We start from the raw sequence: 16329 nt of genomic DNA, 5'->3' as shown, positions 1-16329 counted from the left end.
ACCAACCCTACCGCCCCGGCAATTGCGCGAACGCGCGCTGCATGCAGTCCTCGCGCGGGCACACCCGGCAGCCCGGGCCAATCGACACCGAATTGCCCGGGCTCTGCACATCCAGCCCCAGCGAATACACCAGCCGCTCGGCATGCTGCAGGTCGCAGCCCAGCGCCACCGCGAAGGTCTTGCGCGGCTGGCCATGCCCCACCGGCCCGCTGCTGACCTGCCGTGCCAGCCAGAAATGGCGGCGCCCGTCGGGCATGCGCGCGGTCTGGGTCAGGATGCGCCCGGGCTGGTTGAACGCCTCGTAGACGATCCACAGCGGGCACGACCCACCCACCTGCGAGAAATGGAAATCGGTGGCCGAATGGCGCTTGGACACATTGCCCGCACGGTCCACGCGGATGAAGAAGAACGGCAGCCCCGGCGCACTGCGCCGTGCCAGTGTGCTCAGCCGATGGCACACCGCCTCGAAGCCGACGCCGAACTGATGCGCCAGCAGTTCGATGTCGTAGCTGCTGGCCTCGGCCGCACGCAGGAAGCGCATGTACGGCATGACCAGCGCGCCGGCGAAATAGTTCGACAGGCCGATGCGCGCCTGCGCGATGCGTGCCTCATCGGTGAAGCCGGCACGCGCCACCACCGCATCGATCTGCGGCAGGTAGCCGTGCAGGGCCAGTTCGGCGGCCATCTGGAACGCCTGCTGGCCCGGTTCCAGGTAATCGGGCAGCCACAGCCGCCGTGCACCGGCATCGAACTGGCGCTTCTCGCGCCCGGCCTGCAGCGCCGCCACTTCCACCAGCACGCCATGGCGGTCGGCCAGCAGCTGGCGCAGGCGTGGTGCCACATGCCCGGGCGACAGCCCCCACTCGGCGAACAGGCGCTCGGCCAGTTCGTCCAGCTCGGGGATGTGGTTGTGCATGCGGTTGAAGAACTCGCGCACCTGGTCACCGGCGGGCAGGGTGCTGCCGGCACCCGGCTCGCCCAGCTGGAATTCCAGGGCGGCGGCATGTTCGCGCAGCGCCAGGTGGCGCCGATGCAGGTCCAGCAGGGCGCGGCTGACCTGCGGCAGGTTGCCGGCCAAGGCGCGCAGCTCGGTCGCGCTCACCTCCGCCAGGCCCAGGTCGCGCAGGGTCTCGCCCAGTGCCTCCTGCAGTGCGGCGGGCTCATCTTCGTCGAACAGCGAGGAAACGTCGCCCAACACCTCACCCAGCTTCTTCTGCACCGCCGGCGTCAACGGGCGCTTGTTACGCTCGATCTGGTTCAGGTAGCTGGCCGACAGCCCCAGCGCACGTGCCAGGTCGGCCTGGCTGTAACCACGCTGCTCGCGCAGCCGCAGCAGGCGCAGGCCAAGTTGTCGCTGGGTGGCTGAATAATTCACAGAATTAACATGAATCGTCTGGCGTGTTGGCCAGATTAAGCGGATTCAGCCCGGAAATCGAGGTGGGTGCTGTGAATAATGCCAAGCATCTTTCGAGCCCGTGGGATTGTCATCATGACTGTTGCAGCGCCCCGTATCCGCATGCTGATCGATGGCCAGTTCATCGAATCGGCCACCTCCCACTGGCAGGACGTGATCAATCCGGCCACCCAGGACGTGCTGGCCAAGGTGCCGTTCGCCACCACCGGCGAAGTGGACGCCGCCGTCGCCGCCGCCAAGGAAGCCTTCAAGACCTGGCGCAAGACCCCGATCGGCACCCGTGCACGCATCTTCCTGAAGTACCAGCAGCTGATCCGCGAGCACATGAGCGAGCTGGCCCACATCCTCACCGCCGAACAGGGCAAGACCCTGCCGGACGCCGAAGGCGATGTGTTCCGCGGCCTGGAAGTGGTCGAGCACGCCGCCGCCATCGGCAACCTGCAGCTGGGCGAGCTGGCCAACAACGTGGCCAATGGCGTGGATACCTACACGATCATGCAGCCGCTGGGCGTGTGCGCCGGCATCACCCCGTTCAACTTCCCGGCGATGATCCCGCTGTGGATGTTCCCGATGGCCATCGCCACCGGCAACACCTTCATTCTCAAGCCGTCCGAGCAGGACCCGATGGTCACCATGCGCCTGGTCGAACTGGCGCTGGAAGCCGGCATTCCGAAGGGTGTGCTGAACGTCGTCCACGGTGGCGAGGAAGTGGTCAACGCGATCTGCGACCACCCGGACATCAAGGCTGTTTCGTTCGTGGGTTCCACCCGCGTCGGCACCCACGTCTACAACCGCGCCTCGCTGGCCGGCAAGCGCGTGCAGTGCATGATGGGCGCCAAGAACCACGCTGTGGTGCTGCCGGACGCCAACAAGGAACAGACCCTCAATGCGATGGTCGGTGCTGCCTTCGGCGCCGCTGGCCAGCGCTGCATGGCCGCCTCCACCCTGGTGCTGGTCGGTGAAGCACGCAACTGGGTGCAGGATCTGGTGACCAAGGCCAAGACCCTGAAGGTCAGCGGCGGCACGGTGGCCGGCACCGATGTCGGCCCGGTCATTTCCTGCAGCGCCCGCGAGCGCGTGGAAGGCCTGATCGCCTCGGGCGTGGAGCAGGGCGCCAAGCTGGTGCTCGATGGCCGCAAGCCGCAGGTGGATGGCTTCGAGAAGGGCAACTTCGTCGGCCCGACCATCTTTGCCGGTGTCACCCCCGACATGCGCATCTACCAGGAAGAAATCTTCGGGCCGGTGCTGGTCATCCTCGAAGCGGAAACGCTGGAAGACGCCATCGCGATGGTCAACAGCAACCCCAACGGCAACGGCACCGCACTGTTCACCCAGTCCGGCGCCGCCGCGCGCAAGTTCCAGGAAGACATCGACGTCGGCCAGGTCGGCATCAACGTGCCGATCCCGGTGCCGGTGCCGTTGTTCTCGTTCACCGGTTCGCGCGCGTCCAAGCTGGGCGACCTGGGCCCGTACGGCAAGCAGGTGGTGCTGTTCTACACCCAGACCAAGACGGTCACCGCGCGCTGGTTCGATGACGAAACGCTGAGCCACGGCGTCAACACCACGATCAGCCTGAAGTAACGGCAGGAGCAGCCATGAGCCACTCGATGACGACGGAACTGGAAGAAGCGCAGCAGGCGTACCGCGAGGCTGCGCGCGACTTCGCACAGGCCGAACTGGCGCCACACGCCGCGCGATGGGATGCGGAGGGCATCTTTCCGCGCGAGGCGATCGCCAAGGCCGGTGAACTGGGCTTCTGCGGTCTGTACATGGACCCGGAAGTGGGCGGCAGCGGCCTGAGCCGACTGGACGCCGCCGTCGTCATCGAGGAGCTCGCCAACGTCGATCCGTCGACCGCGGCCTACATCAGCATCCACAACATGGCCTCGTGGATGGTGTCCACGTGGGGCCAGCCGGCACTCCGCGATGCGTGGGGCACCAACCTGTCTTCGGGCAACAAGCTGGCCTCGTACTGCCTGACCGAGCCGGGCGCCGGTTCCGATGCGGCCTCGCTGAAGACCACCGCCGTGCGCGATGGCGACTTCTACGTGCTGAACGGCGCCAAGGCCTTCATCTCCGGCGCCGGTGCCACCGAACTGCTGGTGGTGATGGCGCGTACCGGCGGTGCCGGTGCAGGTGGCGTCAGCGCCATTGCCGTGCCGTCGGACCTGCCGGGCATCAGCTTCGGCCGCAAGGAAGAGAAGATGGGCTGGAACAGCCAGCCCACCCGTGGCATCACCTTCGAAAACGTCCGCGTGCCGGTCAGCCACCTTCTGGGAGAGGAAGGCGGTGGCTTCAAGCTGGCGATGAAGGGGCTGGATGGTGGCCGCATCAACATCGCCGCCTGCTCGCTGGGTGCTGCGCAGGGCGCATTGGATGCCGCGCGCCGCTACATGGGCGAGCGCCGCCAGTTCGGCAAGGCGCTGGCCGAGTTCCAGGCACTGCAGTTCAAGCTGGCCGACATGGTCACGCAGCTGGTGGCCGCGCGGCAGATGGTGCACACCGCCGCGCGCAAGCTCGATGCCGGTGCCAGCGATGCCAATGTCTGGTGCGCGATGGCCAAGCGTTTTGCCACCGATGCGGGTTTCAACGTCTGCAATGAAGCACTGCAGATCCACGGTGGCTACGGCTACATCCGCGAATACCCGATCGAGCGCCTGCTGCGTGACTGCCGCGTGCACCAGATCCTGGAAGGCACCAACGAGATCATGCGGGTGATCGTTGCCCGTCACCTGCTCAACACCGAAGAGGAACTGCGATGAAGGATTGGCGTACCCAGGAGCACGTGGGCCTGAAGGTCGAGGCCGACGGCCACACCGCCGTGGTCACCCTGAACAACCCGCCGGCGCACACCTGGACCGTGCACAGCCTGTCTGCGCTGCGCGACCTGGTCGGCGCGCTCAACGCAGACCGTGACGTCTACGCACTGGTGATCACCGGTGACGGCGAGAAGTTCTTCTCCGCCGGTGCCGACCTCAACCAGTTCGCTTCAGGCGACAAGGCCGCCGCACGCGAGGCCGCGCGCCGCTTCGGCGAAGCCTTCGAAGCGCTGTCCGGGTTCCGTGGCGTGTCGATCGCCGCGATCAACGGCTACGCCATGGGCGGTGGCCTGGAATGTGCGCTGGCCTGCGACCTGCGCATCATCGAAGACCATGCCCAGGTCGCGCTGCCGGAGGCCACCGTCGGCCTGCTGCCGTGCGCCGGCGGCACCCAGAACCTGCCGCGCCTGGTGGGCGAGGGCTGGGCCAAGCGCATGATCCTGCTGGGTGAGCGCATCACTGCCGAGACCGCACTGCGCATCGGCCTTGCCGAAGAAAAGGTTGGCAAGGGCGAAGCCAAGGCACTGGCGCTGGAATGGGCGAAGAAGGCCGGCAAGCAGAGCCCGACCAGCATCACCGCCTGCAAGACCCTGGTGCAGTCCACCCGCACCGGCACCCACGCCTCGGCGCTGGTGGCCGAGCGCGAAGCCTTCGTCGATCTGTTCGATACCGCCGACCAGGTCGAGGGCGTGACTGCCTTCCTGGAAAAGCGCACCGCGCAGTGGAAGAACGCATGAGCACCGACACCGCTGCCGACGACGCACCGGTGCTGTTCGAAGAGCGCGTGGCCGGCAACGGCACCCGCATCGGCATCGCCACGCTCAACGCGCCGCGCACGCTCAATGGTTTCTCGCTGCCGATGGCGCACCTGTTGCTGAAGCAGCTGAATGCCTGGGCCGATGACGATGGCATCGCCATGGTGGTGCTGCAGGGTGCCGGTGAGAAGGCGTTCTGCGCCGGCGGCGACCTGCACAGCCTGTACAAGGCCATGGTCGCCTTCCGCAACGCCGGCCACGGCGACATCCGCGAAAATGACTACGCCGCTGAGTTCTTCGACGTCGAATACCGCGTTGATTACCTCATCCATACCTACGCCAAGCCGATCCTGTGCTGGGGCCACGGCATCGTGATGGGCGGCGGCATCGGCCTGATGTCCGGCGCCAGCCACCGCGTGGTCAGCGAGCGCTCCAAGCTGGCCTTCCCGGAAATCACCGTCGGCCTGTTCCCAGATGTGGGCGGCAGCTGGCTGCTGCCGCGCGTGCCGGGCAAGGGCGGCCTGTTCCTGGCCCTGACCGGCGCGCTGCTGAACCCGGGCGATGCCATCTACGCCGGCCTGGCTGACGTGCACGTTGCCGAAGAACGCCGCAGCGCGGTGTTCGATGCGCTGCTGCAGGTGGCCTGGTCGGGCGATGCCGCACACAATCACGAACGCCTGACCCATCTGCTGCAGTCGCACGCCAGTGACGCCGCCACCGGCCCGCTGCTGGCCCATGCTGCGCAGGTCGATGTGCTGTGCGAGGGCGATGACCTGCCCGCGATCATCAACCGCATCAGCATGCTGCAGACCGACGATGCGTGGCTGCAGGCGGCACAGAAGACCCTCGCTGCTGGTGCGCCGGGTTCGGCGCGGCTGGCCTTTGAACTGCAGCGCCGCAGCGCTGGCCAGGATCTGGCCAGTGTCTATCGTCTGGAGTACATCACCGCGCTGCACTGCGCCGCCCACGGCGATTTCGCCGAAGGCATCCGCGCGCTGCTGATCGACAAGGACCGCAACCCGCAGTGGAACCCGGCCACGCTGGCCGAGGCCAGCGGCGCGTGGGCCGACACCTTCTTCGCTTCCCCCTGGGCCGATGCCGCGCATCCGCTGGCCGACCTGGGCACTCCCCTTGTTGAAAGGAGCCTTGCATGAGCCGCATTGCATTCATCGGGTTGGGCAACATGGGTGGCCCGATGGCCGCCAATCTGGTCAAGAACGGCCACACCGTGCGCGTGTTCGATCTGGTCCCGGCCGCGGTGCAGGCCGCCGTCGATGCCGGCGCCAGCGCGGCGGCATCGGCGCGCGACACCCTGGCCGATGCTGAGGTGGTGATCTCGATGCTGCCGGCCAGCCGCCACGTCGAAGGCGTGTACCTGGGCGACGACGGCATCCTCGCCGCGATTCCCGCCGGTGCACTGGTCATCGACTGCAGCACGATCGCACCGGCCAGCGCCCGCAAGGTTTCTGAAGCCGCCGCCGCGCGTGGCCTGCAGATGCTCGACGCACCGGTGTCCGGCGGTACCGCCGGTGCCCAGGCCGGCACCCTGACCTTCATCGTCGGTGGCGAAGAGGACGCGCTGGAACGCGCCCGTCCGGTGCTGCAGGCGATGGGCAAGAACATCTTCCACGTGGGCGCCAGCGGTGCCGGCCAGGTGGCCAAGCTGTGCAACAACATGGCGCTGGGCGTGATCATGGCGGTGACCGGTGAAGCCATCGCCCTGGGCGTGGCGCACGGGCTGGACCCGAAGGTGCTGTCGCAGATGATGGCAGTCAGCACCGGCCGCAGCTGGGCCACCGAAGTGTGCAACCCGTGGCCGGGCGTGCTGGAGAATGCGCCGGCCTCGCGCGGTTACAGCGGCGGCTTCGGCAGCGACCTGATGCTGAAGGACATGGGCCTGGCGGTGGAAGCGGCGATGAGTGTCGGCGCCTCGATCCCGCTGGGCGAAGTGGCCCGCAACCTGTACTCGATGAACCACCAGGCCGGCCGCGGCAAGCTGGATTTCTCCAGCGTCGTGCAGCTCATCACCAGCGACCGGTAACCGGTCGCTGGTCCGCGCATTCCACCTTATCCCCGCGCCGTTGGCGCACCCCCTTGAACAACAAGGGGGCTCTCCTCCAGAAGGATGGATGCGCGCCGTAGCGAATGCGTCCCCGGCCGCGTGCCGGGGCCCACCCGAGGTGGGATGGGCGGATGCCCGGTTTCGACCGGCATCCGCCCATTTTTTTTGCCTTTCACGTTGGTGCTGCCGGCCGCTGGCCGGCAGCACCGCATCAGGCGACGACCAGCGTCACGTCGATGTTGCCGCGGGTGGCATTCGAGTACGGGCACACGATGTGCGCCTTCTGCACCAGCTCTTCCACCTGCTCGCGCGGCACGCCCGGCACGTTGATGGTCAGCTCGGCCTCGATGCCGAAGCCGGTCGGGATCTGGCCGATGCCGACCTTGCCGGTCACGGTGGTGTCGGCCGGCAGCGCGACCTTGGCCTGGCCGGCCACGAACTTCAGTGCGCCCAGGAAGCAGGCGGAGTAACCGGCCGCGAACAGCTGCTCCGGGTTGGTACCCGGGCCACCCGCGCCGCCCAGCTCGCGCGGGGTCGACAGCTGGATGTCCAGCACGTTGTCGGAAGAGACGGAACGACCTTCACGGCCGCCGGTGGAGGTGGCCTGGGCGGTGTACAGAACCTTTTCGATGGACATCGGGATGCTCCTGGTCAGTGGGTGGGTGTTGCGTTGGAGCCTACTTTGCCCGGTTTTCGCGTACGTTGGGTTGCAATGCGTACGAAAAACTTGATTGATCGTCCTGTGGGCCTAGATCGTCCATTCGCGATCGGTGGTGAACATGATGGTCAGCCAGCGGTCCGGCGAAGCCTCGCCCAGCGCATCGCCGATCTCATCACGCAGCTGGTCCCATTCCACCAGCGGCCGCGGCGGGTCGTCCTCGCGCACCACGAAGAACAGCTCGATCTGCTCGCCACGCCCCACCTGCGCCACATAGCTGCGGTGCTCGACGAAGCCATGCTTGGCGACGATGTCGCGCGCCGCCGCATCCACGTGCGCCTGCAGCTCCGGCGGGGTGACCAGCAGGATGCCGGCCAGCGCGCGGCGCACGGTACCGAGCGGGGCGATCATCACCAGCACGCAGACGAAGGCGAGGATGGCGGGGTCGATGTATGGGCCGACCCAGGCCAGCGAGGTGCCCTGCACCAGCACACCGCCGAGGAAGGCCAGCAGATAGCAGGCCGACATGCTGGCTGCGATCACCCAGTTCTTTGCATCCAGCGCGATGAACTCCGAGCCGATGCGGCGGTTGGCGCGCAGGATGAACCACGCCAACGCGCCTTCGCCCACGATCGACAGCCCGGCGAAGGCGATGGCCGGGCCAAGCGCAATGTGGCGGCCCCCGGACATCAGTGCATCCACCGCATTGACCAAGGCATACAGTGCCGCACCGATCATCAGCGTGCCGCTGACCCCCAGCACGATCGGCTCCAGGTGCCAGAAGCCCATGGTGAAGCGCTGGTTGAGCCGCGATTGCAGCGCGTCGGTCTGGGTGGACAGCGCGATCAGCCGTGCCACCAGCAGCGACAGCCAGGTCATCACCACGTCGATCAGGCCGTAGATGCCGTCGAAGATGATCAGCGAGGAATTGGCCAGCAGGCCGAACACCACTGCGGCGGCGGCCAGCAGCAGCGAGGCGGCGATCGACAGGCGCAGCACGCCTTGTTCGGTGGCGGGGTCGAAGAACTGCGGGCGATCAGTAGCCATGCCCCGATTGTAGAGCGGCGCCATGCCCCGCGGCCTTTCGCGGCCGGTCGCGCTACCTTCGTGCGGCCGCTTCCCGTAGACTGCGCCCCTCCCGACGCACCGACGCCCGCCTGCAGTGATCACGCCACCCTGACCCTTGCTGCCCATCGGCAGCCGGCCCGCCCGGCTCAGGAACCCGTGTCTTTCCACTGCAGCGCCACGTGGCCCCATGCCCATGCGCGCGGAGTTTTCCCATGCAAACGTCCTATCCCCTGCGCCAGCAATGGCTCGGCAACCTCCGTGGCGACCTGCTGTCCGGCATCGTCGTCGCCCTGGCCCTGATTCCCGAGGCCATCGCCTTCTCGCTCATCGCCGGCGTCGACCCCAAGGTCGGCCTGTATGCCGCGTTCTCGATTGCCGTCATCACCGCCATCGCGGGTGGCCGCCCCGGCATGATTTCCGCCGCTACCGGTGCAATGGCGCTGGTGATGGTCGACCTGGTCAAGGATCACGGCCTGCAGTACCTGTTCGCCGCCAGCATCCTGGCCGGGTTGCTGCAGGTGCTGGCCGGCGTGTTCAAGCTCGGCTCGCTGATGCGCTTCGTCTCGCGCTCGGTCATCACCGGCTTCGTCAACGCGCTGGCGATCCTGATCTTCCTCGCGCAGATGCCGGAACTGATTGGCCGCGGCCCTACGGTCTACGTGCTGTGCGCCGCCGCGCTGGCGATCATCTACCTGCTGCCGCGTATCACCCGCGCCGTACCCTCGCCGCTGGTCGCGATCGTGGTGCTCACCGCCGTGGTGATCGGCTTCGGCATCGACGTGCGCAGCGTCGGCGACATGGGCCAGCTGCCAGACAGCCTTCCACACTTCCTCATTCCCGATGTGCCGCTCACCTGGGAAACGCTGCGCATCCTGTTGCCGGTGTCGGCCACGCTGGCCGTGGTCGGCCTGCTCGAATCGATGATGACCCTGCAGATTGTCGAGGACATCACCGAGACGCCTAGCGAACGCAACCGCGAATGCGTCGGCCAGGGCGTGGCGAACACGGTCACCGGCTTCCTCGGCGGCATGGCTGGCTGCGCGATGATCGGCCAGTCGATCATCAACGTGACCTCCGGTGGCCGTGGCCGCCTGTCCTGCCTGGTGGCGGGCGTGCTGCTGCTGGCATTGGTGGTGTACGGCGGCGACCTGGTGGGGCAGATCCCGATGGCTGCGCTGGTGGCGGTGATGATCATGGTCAGCATCGGCACCTTCAGCTGGCGCTCGCTGCGCGACCTGCGCACGCATCCGCGCAGCTCGTCTGCGGTGATGCTGCTGACCGTGGTGGTCACCGTGGCTACCCACGATCTGGCCAAGGGCGTGCTCAGTGGCGTGCTGCTGTCGGCGCTGTTCTTTGCGCGCAAGGTGGGCCGCATGTTGGATGTGCAGCGCGACGATGCTGGTGATACGCAGGTCTACCGGGTGCGTGGGCAGGTGTTCTTTGCTTCAGCCGGCCAGCTGGGCGCGGCGTTTGATTACCAGTACGTGGCGCCGAAGGTGCAGATTGACCTGCGCGATGCCCACCTGTGGGATCTGACTGCTGTGGCCGCGCTGGAGCGGGCGCAGGAAAAGCTGGCCGCGCACGGTGCGGAGGTGACGGTGGTGGGGCTCAATGCGGCCAGCCAGACGCTGATCGAGCAGGTCGGGGGCGCGCGCGGGGGGCATTGATCGCGTAGGGCATGCTGGTAGCGCCGGGCCATGCCCGGCGGGCGCAGCGGCAGCGATCAGGCGGTGCCAGCGGGTTGCTTGTCGGCTTGCACGATGAGATGCACCCCGAGCGCTGACAGTACCCGCTGCACGGTATCGAAGCGTGGGTGTGCTCCGGGACGCAGCGCCTTGTACAGGCTCTCGCGTCCAAGACCAGAGACCTCGGCAACGCCGCCCATGCCGCGGGCGCGCGCAACAGTTCCGAGCGCCTCCTGGAAGTGGCCCGCATCACCTGCTGCCAAGGCCTCGCTCAGATAGGTGGCGATTGCGACGTCATCATCCAGATAGTCTGCGGGATCGAAGGGAATCGTCTTCAGCTTGCTCATGGGGAGAGTCCTGGCAACGGCATGGAATCAAATGGTGGCTACAGCAGATCCGCGAGCCTGACCGCTTTTTCGATATCGCGACGCTGGCTCGACTTGTCGCCACCGTGCAGGAGTACGACGATGGATCTTCCGCGACGTGTGAAATACACGCGATATCCCGGCCCATGGTTGATTCGCAGTTCGCTCACGCCATGACCCACTGATCGAACATCTCCCTCGAGACTGCGGGAGACCCGCTGCAGGCGTTCCACGATCACTGCTCGGGCGCCGCTGTCATTGAGCCCGCACAGCCAGCGCGTGAACGTCTCTGTTGCCTGGAGGGTCGCCATCCACAAATCGTATCCAAAAGGATACACCGTTCAATTGGCATCTGCGTCAATGCGTGGCGTACTGCGCTGGACCCGCTGGTCGTATCCATGGAGAACGCAAACCCCAAGCTCCCCGAGGGCAGGAAGCGTCCGCTGCCACCGCCCAGCCCACCCCGGCCGCCAGCCGGAAGCGGGCCCAGCCGGCGCTTGCCGCGCGACTGACCGGGCGCATTCAGCTGGGCGGTGTAAACTATTGATCTCACTGGCAATGCCAGTCTCCACGATCAACGCCCCGATGACGTCCGCCACCGCCCGTTACGCCGATTCCCTGCGCCTGTCCGTTGCCCCGATGATGGACTGGACGGACCGCCATTGCCGCGTGTTCCATCGCGTGCTGGCGCCGGGTGCGCGCCTGTACACGGAAATGGTGCACGCCAACGCGGTCATCCACGGCGATCGCGAGCGCCTGCTCGGCTTCGATCGCAGCGAACAGCCGCTGGCGCTGCAGCTGGGTGGCAGTGATCCGGCCCTGCTGGCGCAGGCCGTACGCATCGCTGCCGAGTGGGGCTATGACGAGGTCAACCTCAACTGCGGTTGCCCGTCCGACCGCGTGCAGGCCGGGCGTTTTGGTGCCTGCCTGATGCGCGAGCCGGTGCTGGTGGCCGAGTGTGTGGCGGCCATGGTCGATGCGGTCGACATCCCGGTGACGGTGAAGTGCCGCCTGGGCGTGGATGAGGACAACGACTACGACGTGTTTGCCAGCTTCGTCGACCGCCAGGTTGCCGCCGGTGCGGCGATGGTGGTGGTGCATGCGCGCAACGCGTGGCTGAAGGGCCTGTCGCCGAAGGAGAACCGCGAGGTTCCGCCGCTGAAGTACGACTGGGCCTACCGCCTGAAGCTGGAGCGCCCGGCACTGCCGGTGGTGATCAACGGTGGCCTGGCCAGCATCGAGGCGGTACAGGCGCAGGCCGCGCACGTCGATGGCGTGATGCTGGGCCGCGCGGCCTACCACGACCCCTACCTGCTGCATCAGCTGGAGGCGCTGCACACCGGCGCCCCGCTGCAGGCCCGTGGTGACCTGCTGCGCGCGATACGCCCCTACATCGAGGCGCGGCTGGGCGAAGGCCTGGCGCTGAAGCACATTACTCGCCACCTGCTCGGCCTGTTCCACGGCCAGCCCGGTGGTCGCGCATTCCGCCAGGTGCTGAGCGAGGGCGCACATCGCCCGGGCGCCGGCTGGAGCCTGATCGAACAGGCCCTGGCGGTCACCGAACGCGAAGCTGATCGGGCCGCAGCGTGACCGCAGTCACATTCCTGGCTTGACAAGGGACGTCGATTCGTCCCGAATGTTCACTTAGCTGAACAACGCGGGCGCAGGGCCGGAAAAGTTCAGACCGGATTCACCGCTGTAAACCAAGAATTTGCAAAAGATTTGTAAAACGCTGGGTTTCGAACCCGGCGCCGGATTTACGACTTTTGAACGAATCGCCGTGCTCGGCTAGGATCGCATCGATGTCTTCCGCTCCCTTCCATCGCCGCATTGCCCTGGCCACCTGCGTGGTGCTGTCGGCTGTGCCGCTGTCTTCGGCGCTGGCGCAACAGCCGCCGCGTGGCGAGCAGGCGCGGGCGGAGATGATGGAGCGGGGCGAGCGTGGCAACCGTGGCGACGAGCGGTCGCTGTCCGATGCCGTGCGCCGCGTGCAGCGCACCACCGGCGGCCACATCCTCGGCGCCGAGCGCGTGCCGTTCGATGGTCGTGATATCAACCGGGTGAAGTACATGGACGATCGGGGCCGGGTCCGCTACATGGACGACCCCGCCCCGTCGCGTTCACAGCCGCGCACGCCGCGGTCGGATATGTCATCACTACGCGGCGATAACCCCTGAACAGGGATAGTTGTCGCTATCAACCCGTACCCCACAGGCCTCCGGGCCACACCCAGGACACTAGGGAGAGTTCATGCGTATCCTTCTGGTCGAAGACGAAGCCCCGCTGCGTGAGACCCTGGCAGCCCGGCTCAAGCGCGAAGGCTTTGCCGTCGATGCTGCGCAGGACGGCGAGGAAGGCCTCTACATGGGGCGCGAAGTTCCGTTCGATGTCGGCATCATCGACCTTGGCCTGCCCAAGATGTCGGGCATGGAGCTGATCAAGGCCCTGCGTGACGAAGGCAAGAAATTCCCGGTGCTCATCCTGACCGCGCGTTCGAGCTGGCAGGACAAGGTCGAGGGCCTGAAGCAGGGCGCCGACGACTACCTGGTCAAGCCGTTCCACGTCGAAGAGCTGCTGGCCCGCGTCAACGCGCTGCTGCGCCGCGCCGCTGGCTGGAGCAAGCCGACGCTGGAATGCGGCCCGGTTGCCCTGGACCTGGCTGCGCAGACCGTCAGCGTGGCCGGCAGCAATGTCGACCTCACCAGCTACGAGTACAAGGTGCTGGAGTACCTGATGATGCACGCCGGTGAACTGGTCTCCAAGGCCGACCTCACCGAGCACATCTACCAGCAGGACTTCGACCGCGACTCGAACGTGCTGGAGGTCTTCATCGGCCGCCTGCGCAAGAAGCTGGACCCGGATGGCGAACTGAAGCCGATCGAGACCGTGCGCGGCCGCGGTTACCGTTTCGCGATCCCGCGCAACGAGGGCTGAGCCGGCTCACCCTGGCGATAGCACGATGTCCGGCCGTCTGTGGTTCTTCCGACGCTGGCGGCCGCGCTCCCTGCAGGCGCGCCAGATGTTCGCCGCGTCCGTGGGCCTGGTCGCGTTCCTGGCGCTGGCCGGTTACGCGCTCGACGCCGCCTTCGCCGATACGGCGAAGGCGAACCTGCGTGAGCGCCTGAAGAACTACGCCACCGCCTACGCGGCCGGCATCGACTTCACCCGCGACCGCTCGCTGTACATCCGCGAGCAGCCGCCGGATTCGCGCTTCGACGTGCCGGGCAGTGGCCTGTACCTGCAGGTGGTGATGCCGCACGGCAAGGGCAATTCGATGTCCGCCGAAGGTCCGATGCTGCCCACCGCGGGCGGTGGCCTGCTCGCGCCGCGCCAGGAAGTGTTCGAAGGCCCACTGCCGATGATCCAGATCGACGGCAGCCAGGGCTCGGTGTACCGCTATGGCCTGGGCCTGGTGTGGGACGCCGACGCCGACCCTGCCACCGAGTTTCCGTACACCATCTACGTGATGGAAGACTCGCGCGCGCTGGGTGCGCAGCTGCGCGTGTTCCGCAGCCGGGTCTGGTTCTACCTGGGCGGCATCGGCCTGATCCTGCTGCTGCTGCAGACCGTTATCCTGCAGTGGAGCCTGCGCCCACTGCGCCGCGTGATCACCGAGCTGACCAAGGTGCAGCGCGGCGAGACCGAGCGCATGAGCGAGCGCCACCCACGTGAGCTGGAACCGCTGACCGACAGCATCAACGCCTTCATTGAAAGCGAGCGCGAGAACCTGGAGCGCCAGCGCAACACCCTGGCCGACCTGGCGCACAGCCTGAAGACGCCCATCGCCGTGCTGCGCACGCAGATGGACAGCGGCGCCGGGGACGGCGCCCTGCGCGAGGAGCTGGACGTGCAGCTGCAGCGCATGAACAACCTGGTCTCGTACCAGCTGGCACGTGCTGCGTCGTCGGGCCACAAGCTGTTCTCCGCGCCGCTGCCGATTGAATCCAACGCCGAGGAGATCGTGCGTGGCCTGGAAAAGGTCTATGCCTCCAAGGGCGTGCTGTGCGAATTCGACATCGACCCGGCCGCGCGCTTCCACGGCGAACCGGGCGACCTGCAGGAACTGCTCGGCAACCTGCTGGAAAACGCCTTCAAGTGGGCCAACCGCCGCGTGTTGCTGACCGCGCAGCCGCTGCCGGCACCGAACGCGCGTCGCGCCGGCCTGCTGTTGGCGGTGGACGACGATGGCCCGGGTATTGCCCCGGACGACATCGGCAAGGTGCTGCAGCGTGGCGTGCGTGGCGACGAGCGCGTGCAGGGCCACGGCATCGGCCTGTCGATCGTGCAGGACCTGATCAAGGATTACCGCGGCGAACTGACTGTGGGCCGCTCCGAGGAACTGGGCGGCGCTCGTTTCGAAGTGCGCCTGCCGCCGGGGCCGTAGCCTTGTGGAGAGTCGAGCCATGCTCGACTGCTCCGCAAAATGCAGCCGAGCATGGCTCGGCTCTACATAAGCTGCGGTAGTGAATCAGCCGACCATCGTCGGCGGCTCGCCATAGAACCGCCGCAGCTGCGCGGCCACCTCCGGCAATGCCTGCTGCAGCAGATCCGGCGCCGAGAAGTGATACTCGCTCGCTACCGCGAAGAACTCTTCCGGCGCTTCGGCCGCGTACGGATCGATCAGCGTTTCCACGCCCGCGTCCACCTGCGCACAGAAAGCATCGTAAGCCTGCTGGAACGTAGCCGCCCACTCGCGCTGCCATTGCCGCGGCAGCGGCGGCGTGCCGTCCATCGCGCCATCCAGCGCATCCAGCTTGTGCACCATCTCGTGCACCGCCACGCAGTAGCCCTCGTGCGGCGCCGACAGGTCGGCCTGCACATCGGCCCAGGACAGGATCAACGGACCGCTGTCCCACGATTCGCCGATCAGTTCGTCATCCCACTCGTGCAGTACGCCGGCCGCATCCATGTGGCTGCGGTGCACGCGGAACGCGTCGGGGTAGACGATCAGCTGCGACCAGCCTTCCAGTCCCACTTCGCCGAACTCCAGCAGCGGCAGGCAGCACAGCGCGGCCAGCAGCACGCCATCGCCGGCCTGCAGCTGCAGATCGCCGATCGGGGTGATGGTCTTCTCGTGCAGGAAGCGCGTGGCCAGCAGGCGCAGTCGCCCACGACGCCCGTCATCCAGGCCGTGCAGCCACGCCGCGCGTTGGCAGGCGTCTTCCCAAAGTGCATCGTCAATCGGCCGCGGTGCAGGCCGCAGCCACTGCAGCAACGACTTGATCAGCGGAACATTCCCGGCAGGTAGCTGTGCCACTTCGGCGCGCGGATGCGCGGCAGCATGTCGTCGTCGCTGCCACCGCCGCCGGTGGTGGTGCTGGCAGCCGGGCGTACCGGTGCCGCCTTGGTGCTGGCAGCCGATGCGCTGGCGGTGGGCGCGCGCTGCGAGGCGGCATCGCCATTGGAGGACACGCATGCCCCACGGCTGTCGTCCAGCGCTGCTGTCGCAGACGCCGCGAAGGGCATCGTCAGCAGGATCAGGCAATGGGCATAACGGCGCATT

17 protein-coding genes are annotated in these 16329 nt (G+C 67.0%); 10 read left to right on the top strand and 7 right to left on the bottom strand.

The annotated features are described in order from the left end of the window. Nucleotides 1–7: 7 nt before the first annotated feature. A complete protein-coding gene (locus tag AC5QAH_RS17450; RefSeq protein WP_010487019.1) occupies nt 8–1375 on the bottom strand; it encodes a helix-turn-helix domain-containing protein in 1368 nt (455 codons plus the stop codon). Between the two features lie 114 nt (nt 1376–1489). Here AC5QAH_RS17450 and AC5QAH_RS17445 point away from each other — a divergent pair, with 114 nt between their 5' ends. The 5 genes from AC5QAH_RS17445 to mmsB are packed head-to-tail and all read left to right on the top strand — an operon-like array spanning nt 1490 to nt 7029. Beyond that, nucleotides 1490–2995, top strand: coding sequence for a CoA-acylating methylmalonate-semialdehyde dehydrogenase (locus tag AC5QAH_RS17445; RefSeq protein ID WP_010487017.1), 1506 nt, complete (start codon nt 1490–1492; stop codon nt 2993–2995). A gap of 14 nt (nt 2996–3009) precedes the next feature. After that, a complete protein-coding gene (locus AC5QAH_RS17440) occupies nt 3010–4176 on the top strand; it encodes an acyl-CoA dehydrogenase family protein (RefSeq protein WP_019337790.1) in 1167 nt (388 codons plus the stop codon). Beyond that, the gene (locus AC5QAH_RS17435) at nt 4173–4970 is read left to right on the top strand and encodes an enoyl-CoA hydratase (protein WP_241877825.1); all 798 of its coding nucleotides are present in this window, start codon (nt 4173–4175) and stop codon (nt 4968–4970) included. Before AC5QAH_RS17440 ends, AC5QAH_RS17435 begins: the two co-directional genes overlap by 4 nt. Further along, on the top strand, nt 4967–6142 hold the full coding sequence (locus AC5QAH_RS17430) for an enoyl-CoA hydratase/isomerase family protein (RefSeq protein WP_071306314.1): 1176 nt from the start codon (nt 4967–4969) through the stop codon (nt 6140–6142). The genes AC5QAH_RS17435 and AC5QAH_RS17430 overlap by 4 nt, the downstream gene beginning before the upstream one ends. Then, nucleotides 6139–7029: a 3-hydroxyisobutyrate dehydrogenase gene (mmsB, locus tag AC5QAH_RS17425; protein WP_019337792.1), complete on the top strand. Its 891-nt coding sequence runs from the start codon at nt 6139–6141 to the stop codon at nt 7027–7029. The genes AC5QAH_RS17430 and mmsB overlap by 4 nt, the downstream gene beginning before the upstream one ends. 232 nt (nt 7030–7261) lie before the next feature. Here mmsB and AC5QAH_RS17420 read toward each other — a convergent pair whose 3' ends face one another. After that, nucleotides 7262–7687, bottom strand: a complete 426-nt coding sequence (locus AC5QAH_RS17420; protein WP_005411948.1) for an organic hydroperoxide resistance protein — start codon at nt 7685–7687, stop codon at nt 7262–7264. 111 nt (nt 7688–7798) lie between these two features. After that, nucleotides 7799–8779, bottom strand: coding sequence for a cation diffusion facilitator family transporter (locus AC5QAH_RS17415; protein ID WP_495232468.1), 981 nt, complete (start codon nt 8777–8779; stop codon nt 7799–7801). A 209-nt stretch (nt 8780–8988) separates the two neighbouring features. On the opposite strand from AC5QAH_RS17415, the gene AC5QAH_RS17410 reads away from it, so the two are divergent. After that, complete coding sequence (locus AC5QAH_RS17410) at nt 8989–10443, top strand: SulP family inorganic anion transporter (protein ID WP_241874413.1); 1455 nt, start codon at nt 8989–8991, stop codon at nt 10441–10443. 56 nt (nt 10444–10499) lie between these two features. Here AC5QAH_RS17410 and AC5QAH_RS17405 read toward each other — a convergent pair whose 3' ends face one another. Both AC5QAH_RS17405 and AC5QAH_RS17400 read right to left on the bottom strand, forming a co-directional pair. Further along, nucleotides 10500–10808 carry an addiction module antidote protein gene (locus AC5QAH_RS17405; RefSeq protein WP_004136660.1) on the bottom strand — a complete coding sequence of 103 codons (309 nt, stop codon included), beginning with the start codon at nt 10806–10808 and terminating at the stop codon, nt 10500–10502. Between the two features lie 38 nt (nt 10809–10846). After that, a complete protein-coding gene (locus tag AC5QAH_RS17400) occupies nt 10847–11137 on the bottom strand; it encodes a type II toxin-antitoxin system RelE/ParE family toxin (protein WP_495232467.1) in 291 nt (96 codons plus the stop codon). Between the two features lie 247 nt (nt 11138–11384). Between AC5QAH_RS17400 and dusA the strand changes: the two genes are divergently transcribed. The 4 genes from dusA to AC5QAH_RS17380 all read left to right on the top strand — a co-directional run bounded on the left by dusA (nt 11385) and on the right by AC5QAH_RS17380 (nt 15210). After that, nucleotides 11385–12416 (top strand): tRNA dihydrouridine(20/20a) synthase DusA, encoded by a 1032-nt coding sequence (dusA, locus tag AC5QAH_RS17395; protein WP_262088580.1) that lies wholly within the window; start codon nt 11385–11387, stop codon nt 12414–12416. Between the two features lie 212 nt (nt 12417–12628). Then, on the top strand, nt 12629–13003 hold the full coding sequence (locus AC5QAH_RS17390) for a hypothetical protein (protein ID WP_010487000.1): 375 nt from the start codon (nt 12629–12631) through the stop codon (nt 13001–13003). 73 nt (nt 13004–13076) lie between these two features. Next, complete coding sequence (locus AC5QAH_RS17385; protein WP_004136763.1) at nt 13077–13760, top strand: response regulator transcription factor; 684 nt, start codon at nt 13077–13079, stop codon at nt 13758–13760. A 25-nt stretch (nt 13761–13785) separates the two neighbouring features. Next, entirely contained in the window at nt 13786–15210 is a 1425-nt protein-coding gene (locus AC5QAH_RS17380) for an ATP-binding protein (RefSeq protein ID WP_010486997.1), read from the top strand. Nucleotides 15211–15294: 84 nt separating this feature from the next. Here AC5QAH_RS17380 and AC5QAH_RS17375 read toward each other — a convergent pair whose 3' ends face one another. Together AC5QAH_RS17375 and AC5QAH_RS17370 are read right to left on the bottom strand one after the other, a co-directional pair. After that, entirely contained in the window at nt 15295–16083 is a 789-nt protein-coding gene (locus AC5QAH_RS17375) for a M90 family metallopeptidase (RefSeq protein WP_029380115.1), read from the bottom strand. After that, a complete protein-coding gene (locus tag AC5QAH_RS17370; protein WP_010486993.1) occupies nt 16050–16328 on the bottom strand; it encodes a hypothetical protein in 279 nt (92 codons plus the stop codon). The genes AC5QAH_RS17375 and AC5QAH_RS17370 overlap by 34 nt, the downstream gene beginning before the upstream one ends. Nucleotide 16329 lies beyond the last annotated feature (1 nt).

It is taken from the genome of Stenotrophomonas sp. YJH_SMC_43 (assembly GCF_059372535.1).
The sequence above is the reverse complement of the archived record's forward strand: the minus strand, read 5'-3'. Positions and strand labels throughout refer to the sequence as shown.